This window comes from Microcoleus sp. B3-A4, from assembly GCF_036705385.1.
Taxonomy (GTDB): domain Bacteria; phylum Cyanobacteriota; class Cyanobacteriia; order Cyanobacteriales; family Microcoleaceae; genus Microcoleus.
On record NZ_JAUBUI010000010.1, the window covers coordinates 12187 to 31891 of the forward strand.

15 protein-coding genes are annotated in these 19705 nt (G+C 46.0%); 7 read left to right on the forward strand and 8 right to left on the reverse strand.

The window, feature by feature from the left end; translation table 11 throughout:
• Positions 1 to 23: 23 nt before the first annotated feature.
• Complete coding sequence (locus QUB33_RS07220) at positions 24 to 842, reverse strand: tetratricopeptide repeat protein (protein ID WP_333348971.1); 819 nt, start codon at positions 840 to 842, stop codon at positions 24 to 26.
• A gap of 179 nt (positions 843 to 1021) precedes the next feature.
• On the opposite strand from QUB33_RS07220, the gene QUB33_RS07225 reads away from it, so the two are divergent.
• The gene (locus tag QUB33_RS07225; RefSeq protein WP_333348973.1) at positions 1022 to 1771 is read left to right on the forward strand and encodes a cobalt-precorrin-6A reductase; all 750 of its coding nucleotides are present in this window, start codon (positions 1022 to 1024) and stop codon (positions 1769 to 1771) included.
• A 201-nt stretch (positions 1772 to 1972) separates the two neighbouring features.
• Here QUB33_RS07225 and QUB33_RS07230 read toward each other — a convergent pair whose 3' ends face one another.
• Positions 1973 to 3169, reverse strand: a complete 1197-nt coding sequence (locus QUB33_RS07230) for a CapA family protein (protein WP_333348975.1) — start codon at positions 3167 to 3169, stop codon at positions 1973 to 1975.
• A 63-nt stretch (positions 3170 to 3232) separates the two neighbouring features.
• On the opposite strand from QUB33_RS07230, the gene QUB33_RS07235 reads away from it, so the two are divergent.
• Complete coding sequence (locus QUB33_RS07235) at positions 3233 to 4210, forward strand: hypothetical protein (protein ID WP_333348978.1); 978 nt, start codon at positions 3233 to 3235, stop codon at positions 4208 to 4210.
• A gap of 79 nt (positions 4211 to 4289) precedes the next feature.
• Positions 4290 to 4850, forward strand: a complete 561-nt coding sequence (locus QUB33_RS07240) for a Uma2 family endonuclease (protein ID WP_333348980.1) — start codon at positions 4290 to 4292, stop codon at positions 4848 to 4850.
• A gap of 116 nt (positions 4851 to 4966) precedes the next feature.
• Here the strand turns inward: QUB33_RS07240 and QUB33_RS07245 are convergent, their stop codons facing one another.
• The 3 genes from QUB33_RS07245 to QUB33_RS07255 all read right to left on the reverse strand — a co-directional run bounded on the left by QUB33_RS07245 (position 4967) and on the right by QUB33_RS07255 (position 9092).
• Complete coding sequence (locus QUB33_RS07245; protein WP_333348982.1) at positions 4967 to 5362, reverse strand: SH3 domain-containing protein; 396 nt, start codon at positions 5360 to 5362, stop codon at positions 4967 to 4969.
• Between the two features lie 81 nt (positions 5363 to 5443).
• Complete coding sequence (locus QUB33_RS07250) at positions 5444 to 7237, reverse strand: N-acetylmuramoyl-L-alanine amidase (protein ID WP_333348985.1); 1794 nt, start codon at positions 7235 to 7237, stop codon at positions 5444 to 5446.
• A 169-nt stretch (positions 7238 to 7406) separates the two neighbouring features.
• A complete protein-coding gene (locus tag QUB33_RS07255) occupies positions 7407 to 9092 on the reverse strand; it encodes an NAD(P)-binding protein (protein ID WP_333348987.1) in 1686 nt (561 codons plus the stop codon).
• A gap of 326 nt (positions 9093 to 9418) precedes the next feature.
• Here QUB33_RS07255 and QUB33_RS07260 point away from each other — a divergent pair, with 326 nt between their 5' ends.
• A complete protein-coding gene (locus QUB33_RS07260) occupies positions 9419 to 10075 on the forward strand; it encodes a COP23 domain-containing protein (RefSeq protein ID WP_333348989.1) in 657 nt (218 codons plus the stop codon).
• A 98-nt stretch (positions 10076 to 10173) separates the two neighbouring features.
• Here the strand turns inward: QUB33_RS07260 and bchH are convergent, their stop codons facing one another.
• Positions 10174 to 13998 carry a magnesium chelatase subunit H gene (bchH, locus tag QUB33_RS07265; protein ID WP_333348991.1) on the reverse strand — a complete coding sequence of 1275 codons (3825 nt, stop codon included), beginning with the start codon at positions 13996 to 13998 and terminating at the stop codon, positions 10174 to 10176.
• A 219-nt stretch (positions 13999 to 14217) separates the two neighbouring features.
• Between bchH and cobJ the strand changes: the two genes are divergently transcribed.
• Both cobJ and QUB33_RS07275 read left to right on the forward strand, forming a co-directional pair.
• Positions 14218 to 15972 carry a precorrin-3B C(17)-methyltransferase gene (cobJ, locus tag QUB33_RS07270; protein ID WP_333348993.1) on the forward strand — a complete coding sequence of 585 codons (1755 nt, stop codon included), beginning with the start codon at positions 14218 to 14220 and terminating at the stop codon, positions 15970 to 15972.
• Between the two features lie 526 nt (positions 15973 to 16498).
• On the forward strand, positions 16499 to 17287 hold the full coding sequence (locus QUB33_RS07275; RefSeq protein ID WP_333348995.1) for a hypothetical protein: 789 nt from the start codon (positions 16499 to 16501) through the stop codon (positions 17285 to 17287).
• A 160-nt stretch (positions 17288 to 17447) separates the two neighbouring features.
• On the opposite strand, the gene QUB33_RS07280 is transcribed toward QUB33_RS07275, so the two are convergent.
• Together QUB33_RS07280 and QUB33_RS07285 are read right to left on the reverse strand one after the other, a co-directional pair.
• Positions 17448 to 18224, reverse strand: coding sequence for a nucleotidyltransferase domain-containing protein (locus QUB33_RS07280; protein ID WP_333348997.1), 777 nt, complete (start codon positions 18222 to 18224; stop codon positions 17448 to 17450).
• A 45-nt stretch (positions 18225 to 18269) separates the two neighbouring features.
• Complete coding sequence (locus QUB33_RS07285; RefSeq protein ID WP_333348999.1) at positions 18270 to 19220, reverse strand: DNA polymerase beta superfamily protein; 951 nt, start codon at positions 19218 to 19220, stop codon at positions 18270 to 18272.
• Between the two features lie 139 nt (positions 19221 to 19359).
• On the opposite strand from QUB33_RS07285, the gene QUB33_RS07290 reads away from it, so the two are divergent.
• Entirely contained in the window at positions 19360 to 19578 is a 219-nt protein-coding gene (locus QUB33_RS07290; RefSeq protein WP_333349001.1) for a hypothetical protein, read from the forward strand.
• The last annotated feature ends 127 nt before the right edge of the window (positions 19579 to 19705 follow it).

Genomic DNA, 19705 nt, shown 5'->3' on the forward strand with positions numbered 1-19705 from the left:
AACAGTCAACATTCCCTTTAAGATTATTTCAAGTGCAAGAATTTGTCTAAGGCGCTGACTACAACTGGTGGCCAGCGGCGGTTGTTGGCAACCCAATCGAGGTCTTTGTAGCGGGGATCGAGGCCAACCGCAGCTACCCAATTGCTCTCAGCTTCGCCACGCTTTCCTGCTTCCCAAAGACAGGCGCTGAGGGCGGCTCTCATGTCGGCAAATTGGGGGTATCTGCGGACGATATTTTTCATGTTGCGAATTGCTTCTTTGGTTTGCCCGTTTTGATAAAGTGCGAGGGCGTGATTGGCGCGGGCAAAGGCGTATTCGGGGGCTAATTCAAAGGCTTTGCTGTAGTCGGCAATTGCTGGTTCCCATTTTCCTAAACCGGCTTCGGCGTTGCCTCGGTTGTTGTATGCGGCTGGATCTTTGGGGTCTAATTCTAGCACGTGATTGTAATCGGCGATCGCTTCTTCCCAGCGTCCTAAACCTTCTAACGCGGTGCCGCGGTTTAGGTAGGGATCGGGGGCGTCGGGAGCTAGTTCGATCGCTTTTTCGTAGTCGGAAATAGCTGCTTGTAGTTTGTTTTGGCTGACTCTAGAATTGCCTCGGTTGCTCCAAGCGGCGGCTTGTGAGGGAAATTTGTCAATAATTTGAGTCCAAAAAGTTTCAGCGGCGGGAAATTTGCCTTCATTTGTAGCTTCAAAAGCTTTTTGAACGAGTTCTGCCAGTTCCTGTTCGGGAGTGGCGATATCTGTTGGTTGTACTTGTGCGGTAGAGGGCGCGATATGTCCCAACCAAATTAACCCGGTTACAATTAATACTGTAAAAAATGTCAAAAGTGAGCGAATCATCGTTGTTGGCAGTTTAAACTTTACTAAACATATTATTAACCGAAATTGCGGGCGTTGCTTGGATAGTACCAGTTTCAAAAAATGATGTGACTGTAGGCAACCTCCGAACCCTTATTTCATCAGTCATTTACAAATCTAAAATCTCAAATCTAAAATTTCAATAAGTTAGGGAGAATTTGGTGAAAAAACGGTTGCTAATTTTGGGCGGGACGGGGGATGCTGCGGAACTGGCGGTAAGAGCGTCTCAAATTGCTGAAATAGAGGTGATATCTTCGCTAGCAGGACGCACTCAACAGCCTTTTACTCCCAAAACGGGTACGGTGCGAATTGGAGGGTTTGGTGGGGCGGCTGGGCTGGCGCAGTTTTTGCTCGATCGCCCGATCGACTTGTTAATTGATGCTACTCATCCGTTTGCGGCTCAGATTTCTGCCAATGCTGCGATTGCTGCTGCTGAATGCAATGTGCCCTATTTGATGCTGGTGCGTCCAGCTTGGCAGGCTGTGGAGGGCGATCGCTGGATTGAAGTTGCCAGCCACTCGGAGGCTGCAAAAGCTTTATTAGGGCAGTCTCAGCGGGTGTTTCTCACGATTGGTAGGCAGGAGTTGGCTGCGTTTGCGGGTTTGGATGCTATTTGGTTTTTGATGCGGGCGATCGATCCTCCTGCACTAAATACTCCTGTACCTAACGGTAAATTGTTATTAGCAAGGGGGCCTTTTTCATTGGAAGACGAGCGGCAATTACTATTAGGATATCAGATTGATACAATTGTTAGTAAAAATAGCGGGGGCTCTGCTACTTATGCGAAAATTGTCGCGGCTAGGGAACTGGGCATTCCCGTGGTGATGGTGCAGCGGCCGCAGATTCCCGATGTTGAGCAGGTTGCTGAGGTTGAAGGGGCGATCGCTTGGCTGAGGGAGCAATTGAATTAATTTAATTTTACTCACATCTTGCATCAATTTTAGTAACAGGCAAGGTGCCTGTTTTACAAGACATCAATTTTTTTGTGGGGTGGGCATCTTGCCCGCCCCCAAAGGTTACTAACAGGCAAGATGCCTGTTTCACAAAACATAAACTTCCTTCCAGGTTCTGCCAGAAAATATAAATGGGTCGGCTCTGCCTCGAATACCCCATTACTTAGATTTTTTCTGACTCTCCAAAGAGTTAAGATGATTGTTCATATCCTGCAAATATTTTGCTAAAACAGGATACTGCGAACTTGCTAGCAGTGCATCTTTTTTCTGGGTGACAGTTGTTTCTAATGGTAAAACGCGATAGTTGGTTTTATTGTTCTGAGTATAGCGGTGTACCCAAGTCGGAATGGTTTTGATGCTGGTAATTTCTGTAGTTTTTTCTGGAAATCTTTTGCGAATATTTACTTGCAAAATTACGCCTAAGTCTGTATATTTTTTATTCTGACCGGAAATGAAGTTTCCCATTGAATAAATTGCTACAGCTTTGCGGGTTTTCCCATTTTTGCCGGGGAAGTTAAAAATTTTGTAAGGTTGGACGACGTGGGGATGGCTGCCGAGAATGATGTCTGCACCGGCTTTTAATAGGTTTTCCACTAATTGTTTTTGTTGGGGGTTTGGCTGTCGCTGATATTCATCGCCAAAATGCAGGGAAATTGCGATAATATCTGCTCCTTGTTTTCGGGCTTTGGCAATGTCTTTGACTATCTTTTTTTCGTCGATTAGGGAAACTAAGTAATCTTTGCCTTTGGGTATTGGAATGCCGTTTGTGCCGTAGGTGTAGGCTAGCTTGGCTAATGAAATGTTGTTTTTGGTGCTGATTAAAGTGCGTGAAGCCTCGGCGGCTGATGTGGCTGTTCCTGTGAACGCAATTTGCCGATCGCTCAGATTGGCGATCGTCCTAATTACTCCTTTTTCTCCACGGTCTAAAGCATGATTGTTTGCCGTTGTCAAGATATTAAATCCAGCTTTTTTAGCCGCATCCGCTAATTGAGCCGGTGCGTTAAATAGCGGATATCCCGTATATCCGCGAGCATCTTCCCCCGCTAAAGGTGTTTCGAGATTTCCGATCACCCAATCGCCTGTTGACAGGATACTTTTAACTGGTGCGAAGAAATTGTCAAAATTGTATGTTTTCTTTTTTGCGTCGTAGCCCGATCGCGTTTGGGTACTGTGCATCATGATGTCGCCGACAGCAATTAGTTTCGCTTCTTTGATCTCAGACTTTGGTTTGGGGGGAACAGGGGCTGCTATTGGCGATCGACTTTCTGTAGGCTGTGTGTTGGTTTGTGGCGTTTGGATATTGCAGCCTGCGATCGAAAGCATGGCCATTAGCGAGAGCAACCGACGAAAATCCATGATTTTTGAGAGTGATTTGTCGGCTTATATGGTATCATAACTAATTTAGTTACGACTCAAAAAATGAAAAAAAACTATTTAATTATTGCCTTTATTGTTTTTGTATCAATTACAGCTTTTGGTGTTTTGACTTACGCTCAAACTTCGGGCGATAGACCTTTTGAATTTGCCTTAATTGGCGATTTGCCCTACAGTGCCGAACAGGAAGCAAAATTTCCGAGTTTGATTGCAGATATAAATCGATCGCCCGCAGCGTTTGTCGTCCACGACGGCGACATTAAAAACGGTTTTAGTGTCTGCGATGATGCAACTTTTGTCAGCCGCAAGCAGTTATTTGACAATTTTGAGATACCGTTTATTCTTGCCTATGGTGATAATGAATGGACGGATTGCCACCGTTCAAATAACGGTAGTTATGATCCAGTAGAAAGACTCGCTAAACTGCGGGAAATTTTCAACCAGGGTAATCAAAGTTTGGGAAAGCGCACCTTAACTCTCACCCGTCAAAGCGAAAATCCGCAGTTTGCTAAATTCCGCGAAAATGTTCGCTGGATTTATCATGGCGTTGTGTTTTTGGCGATTAATATGCCGGGAAGCAACAACAATTTTGGCCGTACTCCCGAAGCAGATGCAGAATATGCCGATCGCAATTGGGCTAACTTAGCCTGGATCAAAGAATGTTTTGCTTTAGCCAAACGCAGCAACAGCAAAGGAATTGTGTTAGTTGCACAGGCTAATCCGGGATTTGAACTCGATCCGACGGACAAAAGAAGAAGCGGCTACAACGATTTTATCGCAACTCTGGAAACAGAAACAGGCACTTTCCCAGGGCAGGTTGTATTCGTCCACGGCGATACTCACTATTTTCGCATCGATAAACCTTTACCCCATTTTACCGATGAGACTCAACTACCGAGAATGAAAAATTTTACTAGAGTTGAAACTTTTGGTTCTCCAAACGTGCATTGGTTGCGGGCTTTTTATGACCCGGAAAATCCTAATTTGTTTGAGTTTAAGCAGCAGATTGTTCCGCAAAATTAGGCGAGATAACACAATTTTTAGGCAAGACAAATATTTTTTTTGCTTACACTGAAGATAGGTAGAATTGAGGAATTTATTTATGGCAATCGCAACTGGGCGCCTCACCTTGGAAGAATTTCTGAAACTGCCAGAAACCAAACCGGCCAGCGAATACAGTGAGGGGGAGATTATCCAAAAACCGCTGCCGAAAATAAAGCACAGCCGATTGCAATCCAAAGCCTGCAACGAAATTAATCAGGTGACGGAAACTCCAAAGATAGCTTATGCCTTTCCAGAGTTGCGGTGTACCTTTGGCGGTCGATCGATTGTTCCAGATATTGCGGTACTATTGTGGGAACAGATTCAATTTGATGACAGTGGCGAACCGTTGGGTGAAGTTGTAATTGCACCGTATTGGGCGATCGAAATCCTGTCACCAGAGCAAAGATCAAATCGCGTAAGTAGAAAAATTATTCACTCTCTTCAACATAATTGTCAGTTGGGGTGGCTAATCGATCCAGACGATCGATCAATTTTAGCGTTTTTGCCCAACCAACAACCGCAATTCTGCGAAGGTAGCGATGTCCTTCCTGTGCCCGAAATGATTTCCCTGAATATCATTGCCGAACAGGTGTTTAGCTGGTTGAGAATGCAACAATGAATCAGGGCGATCGTCTTTTTTGTACTACTTTTAAAAATGTCCAGGTTGGGTTGCTAATGAGGACTTTAGCCATCATCTAAACTCAGGAATAAAGTCCTTACTACAAACCAAATCGCCTATTGCCGCCACCTGTCAAATTGGTCTTCGGAACAGCCATTAATAAATTGATTGTTCACCCAACCGTCAAGGATTGTAAAAGTTTCATTAGGAGGATTTCCCGAAGATCTGGCCGCAATTTTCACCCAATTACCTTGTCTGCTGACAGCCCTAACTCCGTCTCCCAATTTTAGTTTAGCAACAACGGGATACTTAGTGCCCGGGCCTTTGCGAATGTTAACAGCGCCGCCATTACCCGTAATAAACGAGCATTGAGTTTGCTTTTTTAAAGCTTCTGCTTTTGCGGGAGCAAGGCTTTGCTGCTTGCCGAAAACAGGAAAGCTGTAAAGTGAGAAGCTAAAACTTGCAACGACGGCTGCAATAAAAAAGGCTTTTGATTGAGTAAAAATTAGCATTATTTCATTTCCTTGGATTGACTGAACTGAAGTCCTGACTATGAACTTTTTGAGAATGACTTCAGTTCTTACTACTAACTATTATTTGACAGAGGCAAACCATTCGGTAACACCTTGGGCGATCGCCTCGGCTAACTTCTTCTGTTCTGTCGGATTCACAATCCATTCAAACTCTTCGGGATTGATCAGAAATCCCAATTCCATTAAAACAGATGGAGCCACGGCAGGACGAGTCATGGCTAAGTTGTTCCAGAATACACCATAGCTCGGACGGTTCAACTTGGCAACTAAATAATTGTGCAAAAACATTGCCAAACTGTGCGCTTGCGGGTGAAACCAGAAAGCGCCGACGCCTTTAGTCTTAATCGCGTCGCCGTTATCTGGCAAAGCATTGTAGTGAATTGAAATTGCGATCGCAGGTTCTTCTTTTTGAATCATTTCCACTCTGGGTGGCAAATCCAAATCGACATCTTCAACCCGCGTCATTAGCACATTTGCGCCCCGATTTACCAATTCCTGTTGCACCAATTTCGACACCGTTAAAGCTACTGTTTTTTCCCTAATTCCCACTGGACTCACAGCACCTCCATCCTCCGGCCCGCCGTGTCCCGCATCGATGAGAATCTTAATTCCCGACAGCGGTTTTGCTTGCGACACAGGTATCATGCTTGTATTCGCCGGCGGGTTTTTTAAAGACAGCACTAAAGTTGTGCCCTCGTATCTCAATTTATAGCCCCACTGCTGGGCAGATTTGAGATTAAAAGTATATTGTACTTGCTGGGGCGCGATTTGTTGCCATTCCAAACGCGAAATTACCGGGTCATCAGAGAGGCGAATAATGTCAGTTTGAGCGGTAGTATTGTACAGGGTTAAAGTGAAAGTGCGTTCTCCTTCCTGCACGGTGACTGGGACGGGTGTTTCTAAGGGAAATAACACCTCTGTCCAGCCGGAAACTTGACGCGAGCTGGCGCTGCGAATAATCGATCGCGGAGGCACTGTATCCTTGACAATTCGCACTTCCGCTGCTTTAATCCAAGCACCGTAATCGAGTCTGAGCCATTCTCCCTCGCGCCCGATAATTGTTGCTCGCGTTCCCTTCGGCAGCGGTGTCATCCGAGAAAAATCTGTACTCGCCCCGGTTCGGGCAACACCCGGATCTGCCGTTACTTCTGCTATTTCTAAATCCGCCGGAGACAGAATAGAAATCTTGCCAGTACCTTGTTGGCTGATAGTTTGACCGTTCATTGTTAGCTCAAACGATGGCACGCCTAAATCAACTGTTTCTCCCTTAGACGAGAGGGCGTTTTCAGGGGTTTTACCGCAGCCTTGATACTGTTGGCTGCCGCCTTTTTTGATCGGGGAGTTTTCACCTAACAGTACAGATTTGTTGTCTGGTAGTTCGACTTGCGATCGCGCTTTTAAAGGAATAGTAACGCCCGCCAATTTTACCGAAACTTGAGCATTGGCAGGTGCGATCGCCCCAAAGCAAATATATTCCCCCGGCAAACTCGCCACATCGACTTTTGGCGTCAGAGAATCTTTAGCAAAAGCCAATCCTACAGGGACTTCCGGCTGATTCGACTCGCGCGTCACCTTAATTTTGACTTCCTGATTTTCGTAACGCAATGTAAAGACATTTTCGCCGAGTTGCAGCGGAAAAGTCGGGGCGAAGTGCCCGGATGCGGTGCGCGAAATTTGGTTGCCATTTACTAAAACTTGTCCCGGTGCGGGCGCTGTACCGATAAAAAAGATGCGATCTGCTGTAGTTTTGTGGTTACTTGGAGGATAAGCGACGAACAAAGGTTGAGCGGCGACAGCTACAGAGGCGATCGCCACGATCATCCCAAACACAACTAATCCTAAAAATTTTCTCATTCTAAATCGCAACTAATTGAGAGCCTGTTGATTATTTATACTAGAACTTGCCCTAAGAAACCGGATTTCAGAGGATTAGTCGTACGTCTTATTTACTAGACAGAATCTATTTTATCAGGTTTGTAGTTGCAATTGAGCGATCGGCAATATAAATTCCCGCGTAAAACCATTAAGTTTTAATTAATTCAGAGGGCGTTCTCCACAGTTGCTCCAACCTATTCGCCGGCATCGTCAAATACAAAACATCCCCCGTACTCAGACAACAATTCAGCAAATCCCAGCCGTGGAGAGTTTGACACTTAGTTTCCACATAAAGAGGCACAAAATCCGCAGACTTAGCAGCATCTTGAATGCGGTGGCCGCAGAAAGGATGGTTTGGCGTAATCAAAGTGCCCAAGCAAACCCACAGACTGTCAGCAGTCATTCCGTTGCCCAAAATTCGACCTCCAATCGCCGCCGCCGCGAAAGCAGGAGCCGCCAATTCCGTCGGGTTCAAAACTCCTTCAAACTCAAAAACTTGCTGCACCATTAAAGCAAAATGTGGGTCTTGATTGCGGACTATAACTGATAGTTTTGGTGCCAACCCTTTAGCGCTCAAGGCAATTTCGACATTAGACATATCGCTGCTAGTTACCGCCAAAAGTGCTGCCGCTTGCTTAACATTAGCAGCTTCCAGAGTTGCGGGCAAACTGGCACTTCCCTGAATGAGCGGAATTTTCATTGAGCGAGCCGTGCTCAGAAATCTGCTGTTCGGATCTTGCTCGATCACCACAATATCGTAACCGTTAGTGTGCAGTTCTTTAGCAATTTGGATACCCATTCCTCCGAGTCCGCAGATAATGTAATGATGGCGCTGCGGAACTCGCGCCACATCCCAATATTCGGTAAAGCGAGTTCCCAATACATAATCGTTGAGCAGTGCGTAGCAGATGCCGATGATGCCGGCTCCAACTAACATCATGACCACGGTAAATAGTTTAATGCTTTCGGGAGCTTGTTCGGCTACTTTTTCATGACCTCCGGCTCCGGTAATCATCCCTACTGAGAAATAGAGAGAATCGACTATTGAGATATTATCGTCAACACAAATATAGGTAGCAGTAGCAACGGCAATCATTGACAGCAGCGTCAGTACAACAATTACTGCTGCTTGGCTGTGCTGCTGAAATCTGTGCAGCTTATTTAATGTTTTGAGCAGTTTTTGAGTTAAAGTTTTTTGGGGGCTGTGGATAGTCGGCTGAGTGGCAACAATTAGCCGATCGCCCTGCTGACACTGCCGATCGGCAAGCACCGCCGATACTAAATCCGTTTTGTTAGCAGCCGGCAGATAATAAATCAACATTCGCGATCGATCGTCCCACAAATCGCTCAGTTTGCGATTTTTCCAAGGATGTGTTTCATCGATATATTCTTCGTGAATCGGCCAAGTGCGATCGAACAAACGCAACTGTCCGATCGCCTGATTTCCGAGAGCCGCAAAGGCAAAAACCGGAGCCGCCAATGATGAAACACTCATGGAAGTGTGAGCGGGCAAAGTGTGGTCAATTCTGTCGCCCAAGCTAGTATTGAACAATCTGTTGATGATGCGAATCTGAGGATTGAGAATCCTCGCTTGCATCAAAATTGCCAAATTCACAGCATCATCGTCTGCTGCAATTACTAAAGTGTGAGCATTTTGAATGCCAGCCGCCAACAAGGTAGAAGCTGCTTGCAAGTTGCCGACAAGCACATCAGAAGTTTCGCCGCGAATTGGGCGATCGCTAATACCAACCACAATCGCTCCTTGCTGTCTCAACAAACAAAAAATCTTGTGTCCCGTGTGGCCCAACCCGCAAACAATGATTCGAGGTTTCATAAAAAGTTATTTGCCAGCCAATTTCGGAGCTGTCCTTGTAGTTTTACTTACCATTGTTGACTCTCCTGGCTTTGCAGAATGTAGCTAAAAAGACTATCTAGGAAACTTGTGTCGCCGTGGTCTGGAAGTTTTGGAACAAGGAAAGGAGAGTGCCGTGTCTCTAAAGCCGCGTTCACAAGTTTTGAAACAAGGACACAGCAGTGCCCTGTACCTACAGATATAAGGTGCAACTAACCTAATTTAAGATTTGAAAAGTATCCGGGTGCGACAGCCAACCAGCAGAATGTGAATAGGCAGGGACAGGACACTGCCCTGTCCCTAAAACTATGACTTCCTACATAAATTTAGCTGCCTTAGCGGCAGGAGTTATTATGAAATTGACTGCACCCTTATTAGCATCCGCTTTAGTTTTCGCCGGTACTGTCGCCTTTGCAAGCAAAGTGCAAGCAGCTCCCAGCAACTCTTGGAATAGCACTAGAACCACTTTTCAGTGCGTTACTTCCGGTCGGAATTTTGTTACAATTGCGCGGCGCGGAAATGTCACGACTGATCCAATGATTCTGTGGAAATCTACCGAGTTCGGCCGCGAATATACACCTTGGCAGCGCTGTCAAATTGTTTCCAATAGATTGACCAAAGCTGTTGCCGAGAGTGGCGGAAGATTGAGCAACTTGCAGTTAACAACAGGAATTGTTAATAATTTGCCCGTAGTTTGTTATGTGAACGGACGGGGGCGCTGCAACTCTCAAAATCTGCTGTTCACCCTAGACAAGCGCAATGCTAAAAATCCCGGTGATGCTTTAACGAGATTGATTAATTTTGCCCAAGACGGCAGCGGGCCCGTGACAACTTTCAGAACCGGAGGTCAATCGTCTGCACCGCAGTTTGTTCCCTTTGGAGATATGGTCGATCGAGCTTTTAATTCTCCAAACAATAAACCGTCCGTTCCTGTAGCAAAACCGCAGGGCGATCGGGGGATTTAATAGCCACGCCTCTAACTTGCACCTGACAAATTTTGAAACTATTGTGGGGAGTAGGGGTTGGGCTTCTAGCCCGCCCCTAAATATTTATATTAAAAAAACTACACTGTCACCCCTTCAATCTTCTCATCAGTTAACTCGTACAACTCGCGCAACTGCTGCAACTTGTCCGCATCCGGCAGCCAAAAACCTCGCCCGTTAGCCTCCAACATTCTGCCGACAATATTGCGAAAAGCTTCAGGATTGGCCTCCCGCAACTTCTTCGCCATCTCTTCATCCAAAGCATAAGTATCAGCAGCCTGATCGTAAACCCAACTATCAGTAAAATCAGCCGTTCCGCCCCAACCAATTAACGCCGTCATGCGCTGCGAAATTTCATAAGCGCCGCCCGAACCTTGATTGACCATCGCGTTAGCCCACTTAGGATTTAGCAACTTAGTTCGATATTCCAAGCGCAGCAAATCTTCTAAATTGCGCGGAGTTGTATCCTTAGAAAAACTTTCGACAAAACTGGTATTGACTTTTTTTCCGCGCTGCTTTTCTGCGGCTTTCTTCAAACCGCCAGTATTTGCATAATACTCTTGAATATCAGTCAAACCGTATTCAACAGAATCAATTTCTTGAATTATGCGATCGCACCCTTGCAACAACTGAGTCAAAACCTCCGGCCTCGCTTCCCCCTTGTCCTTTCTCCCGTAACTAAAAACATTGCGACTTTCCCAAGTTTTCCCCAACTCATCCCCCGATTCCCAACTACCATCAACAACCCTATCGTTAACCAAAGAACCAAAATCCCCAGCGGGATTAGAAAACAACCTCGCCGAATAATTCTGCACACCTTTTGCCTGCAAAATTAAAGCGTGTTTGCGGATAAAATTCTCCGACTCCGGTTCATCAGCATCCGCCGCCCGCACAAACAAATCATCCAACAATTCAATAATATTCACAAAGCTATCACGGAAAATACCCGAAAGATTTCCCAACACATCAATCCGGGGATGACCGACATCAGCTAACGGTTTTAATTCATAGCGAACAATGCGGCCAGTACCTTCTTTTAGAGGTTCAGCCCCCACCAATTCTAGCAGAATTCCAATTGATTCGCCCCGCGTTTTAATCGCATCCAAACCCCACAACATCACCGCCACAGTCTCAGGATAATTCCCCTGTTCCTCAAGGTGCTTCTCAATAATTTTCCGAGCAATTTCCCGCCCCCTTTCATAAGCAGCCGGAGAAGGCATCCGATAAGGGTCTAAAGCGTGAATATTCCTGCCAGTGGGCAACACCCCAGCCCCATCCCGCAACAAATCCCCACCCGGTGCCGGCAGAATATATTCCCCATTCAAACCCCGCACAAGATTAGTCAACTCATCCGTCGTTTGCAACAGCAAATCCCGCACCAACAAACCCTCCTCAAAAACCCCATCAAACCCCTCTTTCTCTTCCTCTCTGCGCCCTCTGCGCCTCTGCGGTTCATTTTCTTCAAAAACCAGTTTTTGCACCTGTTCCTGTGATAACCTCTCCCCAAAATAAGCCTCAAGATAAGAGGTCATTTCCTCAGAATTAGGCGGTTCCCCAAGAACGTGCAAACCCGAAGAAAACAAGCGACATTCCACCACCTGCAAATACTCGTAAAGCTTCACCAGATAGCGGTTAAAAGCATCAGCACTGAACATTCCCACCGTCTCAAAACTAAAAGAAATACCCAACTTTCGAGCCTCATCAAACGGACAATCAGCCTCCAAACCGCTATCTGAAATTTTATTACAAATAGCCTCTTTCAGCACATAATTCTTTGCAGTATCTTCCCTATATTCCGCAATCAAATCCCGCAAAGCCATCAATTCCTTGTACAAGCCAGCGCGACCGTAGGGTGGCACGTTGTGAGAAATCAAAACACCGTAACCGCGCCGTTTTGCTAACATCGATTCCGAGGGATTGTTGGCAGCATAGATATAAAGATTCGGCAAACTTCCCAACAGAATATCCGACCAAGAATAGCCAGTATTTCCCAGAGGAGATCCCGGCAACCATTCAACAGTGCCGTGCATTCCGAAGTGAACCACAGCATCAGCTTGCAAATCATTTTGCAGCCACTTGTAAAAAGCAGCGTATTGAGGGTGAGGCGTCAAATCGCGATCGAACATTAAGCGCATCGGATCGCCCGAAATTCCCAGAGGCGGCTGCAAACCTATCCAAACATTCCCCAGTTGAATGCCACCGATTTGGAACTCATCGCCGTCTGTCTTAATGCCCGTACCAGTCAGAGAATTCCACTGTTTTTCTATACGAATTGTTAACAAATAGCCCAGCCATTTCTCCAGAGTTTTAACATTAACAGTATTGCCGTAAACTCCCTCAGGATCTGCGTTAATCCGCGTTAATCCGCCTGCATCTGCGGTTGCATCATCCGCCTCTTTCACCCTGCGAATTAACTCCTCACCGTCAGCCGGAATTTCTCCAACTGTATAACCTGCTGCTTGAAGTTTGTGCAGGAAATTTAGCAGCGATTTCGGTACATTTAATAAAGCGGCCGTACCCGCCGCACCGTAACCGGGAGGAAACCCGTAGAGAATAATCGCAATTTTCCTTTCAGATGGGGGAGTTTGCCGCAATTTCACCCAATTGTTAATTCTACTTGTCAGGCGTTTGGCGCGATCGGGCACCAGATAAATATCCTCACCCACCAAACCGCCTAGGGGAACAGGATCGATCGCGCCATCCAACTCAGGTAAAGCATACAATACCACACTTTGCAAACCTCCAATCCCCTGACGAGTCCAAGAATGGATATCCTGAATCAGCAGAGGTGCGGACACAAAATAAGGTACATTTTTAGCAGTTAAAATGCGCTTAGCAACTTCCACCTGCCTTCCACCCTCCATCGAACCAGCAGGCCCGCCAACCAAAGGAAAGCCAATAGTAGAAACAATCGCATCAACTTCCACAGCATCTTTAGAAAGAGAAAGAGTTTCAATATTGCCTTGTTTTCGCCGCGCAGTTTCATCAGCAGTAGTCATCCAATCCCGCACCGCCACATGGCCTTCAACGCCATTGATAAAAATCGGCAAAGGCACAATTCCCGCATCTTCAAAATAGCGAATCAATTGAGGAATATAAGGCTGCTTGGTGATAACGTGTTTGCGGTAAAGCAAGATGCCCACAACAGGAGATTTTACTTGATATGAATTTTGGAACCCATTGGTTCCAAATTTTGTGGAACGGGCATCTTGCCCGCCCCTAGCACTTTGATTACCGAGATACCAATCCAAATATTGCCGAGGCGATTCAAAATAACCATTATAATCAGGATGCAATAAACCCATATTGGGAGTTTCCACAGGCGGCGGAATTTCTCCAACCTTCAGCCCCAAATACTTTTCGGAAATAATCCAAAACATCGAGACAACATTATCCGCACCGCCCGCATTCCAGTAACCATAAATAATCAGCCAGTTACGCAAATCTTGCACTTTTTGCACCGGCACATATTTTAATAATTTCGGCCCAACCTTCAAAAAGCTGATATAACCAGCCAGCTTATCTTCTTCTCGCCCATTGCTGAACTTATCCAGAATAAACTTAACAGGCTTCGGCATTCCCTTCGGTTTGTCGCCAATTTTAAAAGCGCCAATTTGAGTAAGACTCATCAATTCCAAAGCAGACTCAAAAACCAGGCGAATCGGAATATTTTGCACCCTTTCTCGCAGCCACATTACCGCATCGTAATCAAACAGCAAACTCCCGAAAAACACATCAGCATTCGCGAGGGCAGCCGCTACAGCGTCGGGTTCGTCTGCGAGGGCGCGATCGCTAAAAACCCGTACTTCCAATCCCTGACAGCCAGAAACAGCCAACTCGGCAGCTTTGCGGTACAAATCGGCATTAAAAGATTCAAACCCAGCAATTAAGACAATGCGTTTCACAGCCCAACCTCGAAATATTTGCGTCTTTTAATGATAAACTAATCGCAGAGATTCACAGACAAGATGCCTGTGCCAATAATTAAACAGAAAAACTTCTTGCTTCACTTCTTACTCTTCCTTCGCGCCCTTCGCGCCTTCGCGGTTCGTCAAATATTTATTCTGAAAGTAACAAAAGATTAAAATAATCAAACCACTCCAAGCACACACATAATTAAAACCGTGAATCTAATTCCTCCCGCAATAGTTATCTTAGGTCAAAACAGCCAGCCGATCGCCAAAAAAATCTCCGCACATTTTCCCGGTTCCCAGATTTACGGTTTAATCGATCGCACGAACGACACAGACATCAACTTTAGCAACTTCGGCGAAACATTGCGGGAATTATTTGCAACAGAAACCCCAATCATCGGCATCTGCGCCGCCGGAATCATCATCCGCACCCTCGCCCCGCTGCTGTCAGACAAACGCGCCGAACCGCCAGTTTTAGCCGTCGCAGAAGACGGAAGCGCCGTCGTACCGCTGCTGGGCGGTTTGCACGGCGTTAACGATTTGGCCAGAGAGATTGCAGCAGCCCTCGGCGTACAACCTGCAATTACCACAACCGGAGATATCCGGTTTCGCACCGCGCTGCTGAGTCCTCCCCAAGGCTATTATTTAGCGAATCCAGAGGACGCGAAGACTTTTATTTCAAATTTGCTCGCCGGGGCAAAAGTACGCCTAGAAGGGGCTGCAAGCTGGCTTTCCGAGAGCAATTTGCCGATCGCCCCCGACGCAAAATTGACGGTCCGCGTCACCGAAAAAGCAATTGCGCCAACGCCCGATTGTTTAGTTTACCATCCGCAAATTGTGGCAGTTGCACTCACGAAGCTATCCAATATTGAGCCGGAAATAGCGGTTTCATTTGTCCAGCAAGCCTTGAAAAATGCAGGTTTAGCGCCAGCTTCTGTTGCGGGATTCTTTGCATTAAAAGATGAAATGGGAAATCCGGCACTTGAGGCAGTTTCACAATATTTTAAAGTCCCCGTCCGCTTTTTCAATCTCTCCGAACTTGTCGAATTAGACTCAATTGAATTCATCGAAAATAAGACCGCACAAATTGCCTTGACAGCAGCCGGTGCCAACAGTCACTTAATCGAGTCCGATCGCCCAAACGCATTGAATTGCGCGATCGCCCTGGCCGCCCAACCCTTTGATGCTAGGGCGATCGGAATTAGCCGCGGCAAACTGGCGATCGTCGGTACGGGCCCTGGAGGCGCGCCCTGGATGTCCCCGGAAGTTAAGGAAATTCTGCGCGAAGCCACGGATTGGGTGGGTTACAAGTTCTATCTCGACTTAGCCGGAACTCTGCGGGAAGGACAAAAGCGGCACGATTCCGACAACCGCGAAGAGATCGATCGCGCGCGTTTTGCCCTAGATTTAGCAGCATCCGGCAAATCTGTCGCCGTCGTTTCGTCGGGAGATCCGGGTATTTTTGCGATGGCTGCAGCGGTGTTTGAGGCGATCGACTTTGATGCCAAACCCGAATGGCAAGGCATCGATATTCGGGTGGCACCAGGCATTTCAGCCATGCAGGCGGCCGCTGCTGCGATCGGAGCACCCCTCGGACACGATTTTTGCGTGATTTCGCTTTCGGATATTCTCAAGCCTTGGGAGGTCATAGAACAGCGGATTGCGGCTGCGGCTGCTGCCGATTTAGTTATGGCATTTTACAATCCCATCTCGAAACAGCGGATTTGGCAACTCGGAAAAGCGATCGAGATTTTGTTGCAAAGTCGCGATCCTAAAACCCCCGTCGTACTAGGGCGAAACCTCGGCCGGCCCGGTCAATCTGTGCGGGTTTGCACCCTCGGCGAATTCCAGCCGCAAGACGCTGACATGAGAACTTTAGTTATTGTCGGTTCGAGTCAGACTCGGATTATTCCCCGCAAATATGGAGATGTTTGGGTTTATACGCCGCGCAGGTACGAAAAATAAGTAAAGCAAAGCAGCAAAAACTTAAGAAATAAGCAATTGACTGAAAGCTAATGGACTTTGACAAGGAGATATTTTGATCTCGCTGGGGGAACTCTAGTTTAAGAAATGGCGGCGAATCACGCGATCGCGATCGACCTCTTATTTCATCTCATGGTTTTCACTGAGATTGATCGGTGAGCGCCTTTGATTACAGAAATCCTCGGTACTGAAAGATCTCGGCTTCCGGAAGCCGAGTTTCTCTGGCAGATATCGATAGAATTTAGAGTTAGACTCAACCGTAGTAAGGATTTCAGCTTCATTTGGGGAGATATCTAATTTACATCTCACGAAACAAAGAGTTTTTTATCTAGCCATAATAAAATTAAGGGCGATCGATCTCTGCTCAATTCCTTAACCTTACGGTAATCTTACGGTAAAAAAAGAGCGCTTTCACCAGGATGAGTTTTCTATGTCTGTAGATATAGGAGAAAAAGATTTTTATGATAACATACCTTTAACCAAAGGTTAATAGAACGGTTAAGAGAACATGAAATTCCAAATTCCTCTAAATCCAGGAGCTGTAACCCAGTTGCTGCTTCGAGTGGTGGTCGGTCTAGTTGTACTATCTTTCTTAAGTCAGATGACTTTGTATTTTTTGCCGGATTACCCGTCTAGAGACTTCTTGGCAAACAAATTCAACGTTGATCACGAGGGGAACATTCCAACCTTCTACTCATTTTTGGCATTGCTGTTTGGTTCTCTATTGCTGGGTGTGATCGCCCATGCGAAAAATTTGGATAGTTGTCGCTACAAGCATCACTGGACAATTTTATCGTTCATCTTTTTATATCTATCTTTAGACGAAGTGAGTCAATGGCACGAAAAGCTTGTTAACCCGATGCGAAGCCTGGTAAATGCTACAGGATTTCTTTACTTTAGTTGGGTTGTGCCGATGGGTTTTCTAGTAGCGATATTTCTCTTATCCTACAGTAAGTTTCTGTTCCACCTTCCGGTTTCTACAAGAAAATTGTTTGTGGCAGCAGGCGCTCTTTATATTGGAGGAGCAATCGGAATGGAAATGCTAGCGGGATACATAGTTTATACAACGGGACCGGGGAATCATCTATTTTACGTGATAGTAACGACCCTTGAAGAGTTTTTAGAAATGCTGGGCATCGTTGTATTTATCCACGCCTTGATTTCATATATCAAGACATATTTAGGCGGCGTAAGTTGGAATATTTACATACCAGGAAAGAACACAGAAGTTACCGAGAATCAAACTATGGGTATACCTGCCCTTAACGAACCAGCAAACAGAAAGCTATCCAAGTAAATCACTTGAAAGCGGGTTGGATGGACGAAAATACTGTATTCAGGTCTTTAATCAGGATAAAAAACCAGGTTTCTTTGGTAGTGATGCGTGCTGAACCGGAGGTTCTGTGCTCTTTGGCGCACCAAACGACTAATATGTAGGGTGCTTGCTAAACTAAAGACTAATTAAAGGTGGAACAGCTTAGAGATGACATCCTCACCTTTACCAGAAAGTCGCTAAGAGCAACCTTTGCATTAGGATTTGACGGCAAATGACTTGTAAAACTTGCCTCTTCTAATACATTAATTAGCCGATCGCGCTCTTGCTGATAAAATTCTATATCTGTATCTTCCAGCACAGATTTTTCCTCCCCAGCCAGCTTGCGATCGATCAAATCAGGAATATACGACAACTGGAATTTCTCGTTAAGTTTCACCAAATTCGCCTCAACTTCCCCGGTTTGCATCAAGTGAATCCCAGCCAGCAACACCCGGTAAACGTACAGCAGCGGCTTAACCCGACGCGGGCGTTCTTTCTCAAACAATTTCCATTGAGTTTTAGCAAAACCGAGATAGTGATGGCTGTGGTGCTTGGTAATGCAATTAGAGGCGATATCCTTTAATTCCTCGTGTTCCTTTGTACTGTAAACTATGAGCGGCGAATACAGTTGTTCTAGCACGTAGCCGTTGCGCTTCAACAGCATCTCAAAAAATTTCTTGATGTCGTGAGTTACTAAATCGAGTTGCATTCCCTCCCGAACTTCCGAAACTTCGATTGTTTCTTCTCCAGAAATTAGTCCAATTACTTTCGGTAGCGGCAAGATGTGTACTCCCCGCAAGTCGAAGTCAGAATCTGCGGAAGGAAAGCCGTATAAATGCGAACCGCTGACAGTCGCAAACAGCAGCGGATAAGGTTGAACGGAGATAATTTGGGCGAGATTCGAGATGTATTCTGTCATTTATTCCAGTCCATGCAGGCGGGCTTTGTTTCACAAGAAGCGATTTCAAGATCCGATTTCGATCGCACCTCTACGAGATTTAATCAAAAACAGGTTCGCTTTCTCGTAATTAGGACGTTCTGGCAGCTTAGTTGCAGCAAAAGCGCGATCGAACTCACCGTGCAAGCTCAACCGCCAGCGATTCACCTCATCCCAGGATACTTCTTGGTTGCGGATAGATAAAAGTTGCGATCGATAATCCTGCACGCGAACGGGTACAAACCCCTCCTTTAGCACCGTAATTCCTGACAGCAGCAAGCGAATTAAGTGCATCGCGTGCTTCCAACGAATTTCCCCGGTGTTGCGAAGGTCTTGCTCCATTTTTTTAAATTGAGATAAAACGTAGCTATTGTAAGTTTGATAAACCAATTGAGAAAGAAAGATTTCCCGAATTTCCAGCAATTCTTGTGCTACAGGAGAAACAGTTTCTACTAAAGGCGTGTACAAACATTCTAGCACATTTGGATTAGCTTTTAGTGCCAAAACTAAAAACTTTTGCAGTTCCCAATAGCATTCCTGATTTTCCTTGTTTTCCAATTGTTCTGGAATGCCGTAAAGCGACCAATGAAGTATTGCCGGCGGCAGGTAAATCCCGCGTCTATCCGTATCGGATTGCTCGTTATCAAGACCGTAGGCTCTCGAACCAAGAATGCAGCGGTAAATTACAGAATCATAGAGGTTGTATTCTGCAAGAAAATCTCCTCCTGACTGCAATCCTTCGCTCTGAAACTGCTTGCGGATACTGACTTCGTGCCGCCGCAGACTAACTTGTGTTCCGTCTGGGAGTTTGACTAAATATGCGTGGGAATTGTCCGTAGGCGATTGAACGATGACGCCTACTAATCCCGGTTTCCAAGATTGGTCACTGGCGGGGTTTTTGACCTCGATTTTGGTGACAATTTGGGTTCCTGCGGGGATGATTAAGTTGAAATTTTGAGGAATATTGGCATTTGCCATGAGGAAACCTCCTGCGGATACACGAGCTACAATGTTAGTGTAGCATATGTGTAGTATAGAAATGGTTTTGGGCGATCGGCTGTTTTTGCCTTGTTGAACAGTTTCTAATTCATGATCGATTTACAACCAGTTCCGCGAAGTGGTGGAGTATACGGAATTAGAGCGCACTGTCAGCAATCGGGCTACGCTGCGGAGAAAGTGGGAAGATATTATGGAGGTTGGCCACAAAGATGAGTGGGGGCGGTATCTGACTCAGGGTAAAATATATTTCCTCAGCACTCAGGTTGCACCGTTGCTGCGGTTTGTGGCGGGGATGGACGTGGTGGCGCGACCTTTACGAATAAGGTGGAACACTTGAAGCTGGAAATTCGGACGGATGGGGCAAAACCGGGGACGTTTGAATCTATCATAGAAGATGTGACTCGATAGCCTGATTTTGTCAAAACTCAGGGTCACGCCTACAATCGATAGAAGCATAGATTGTG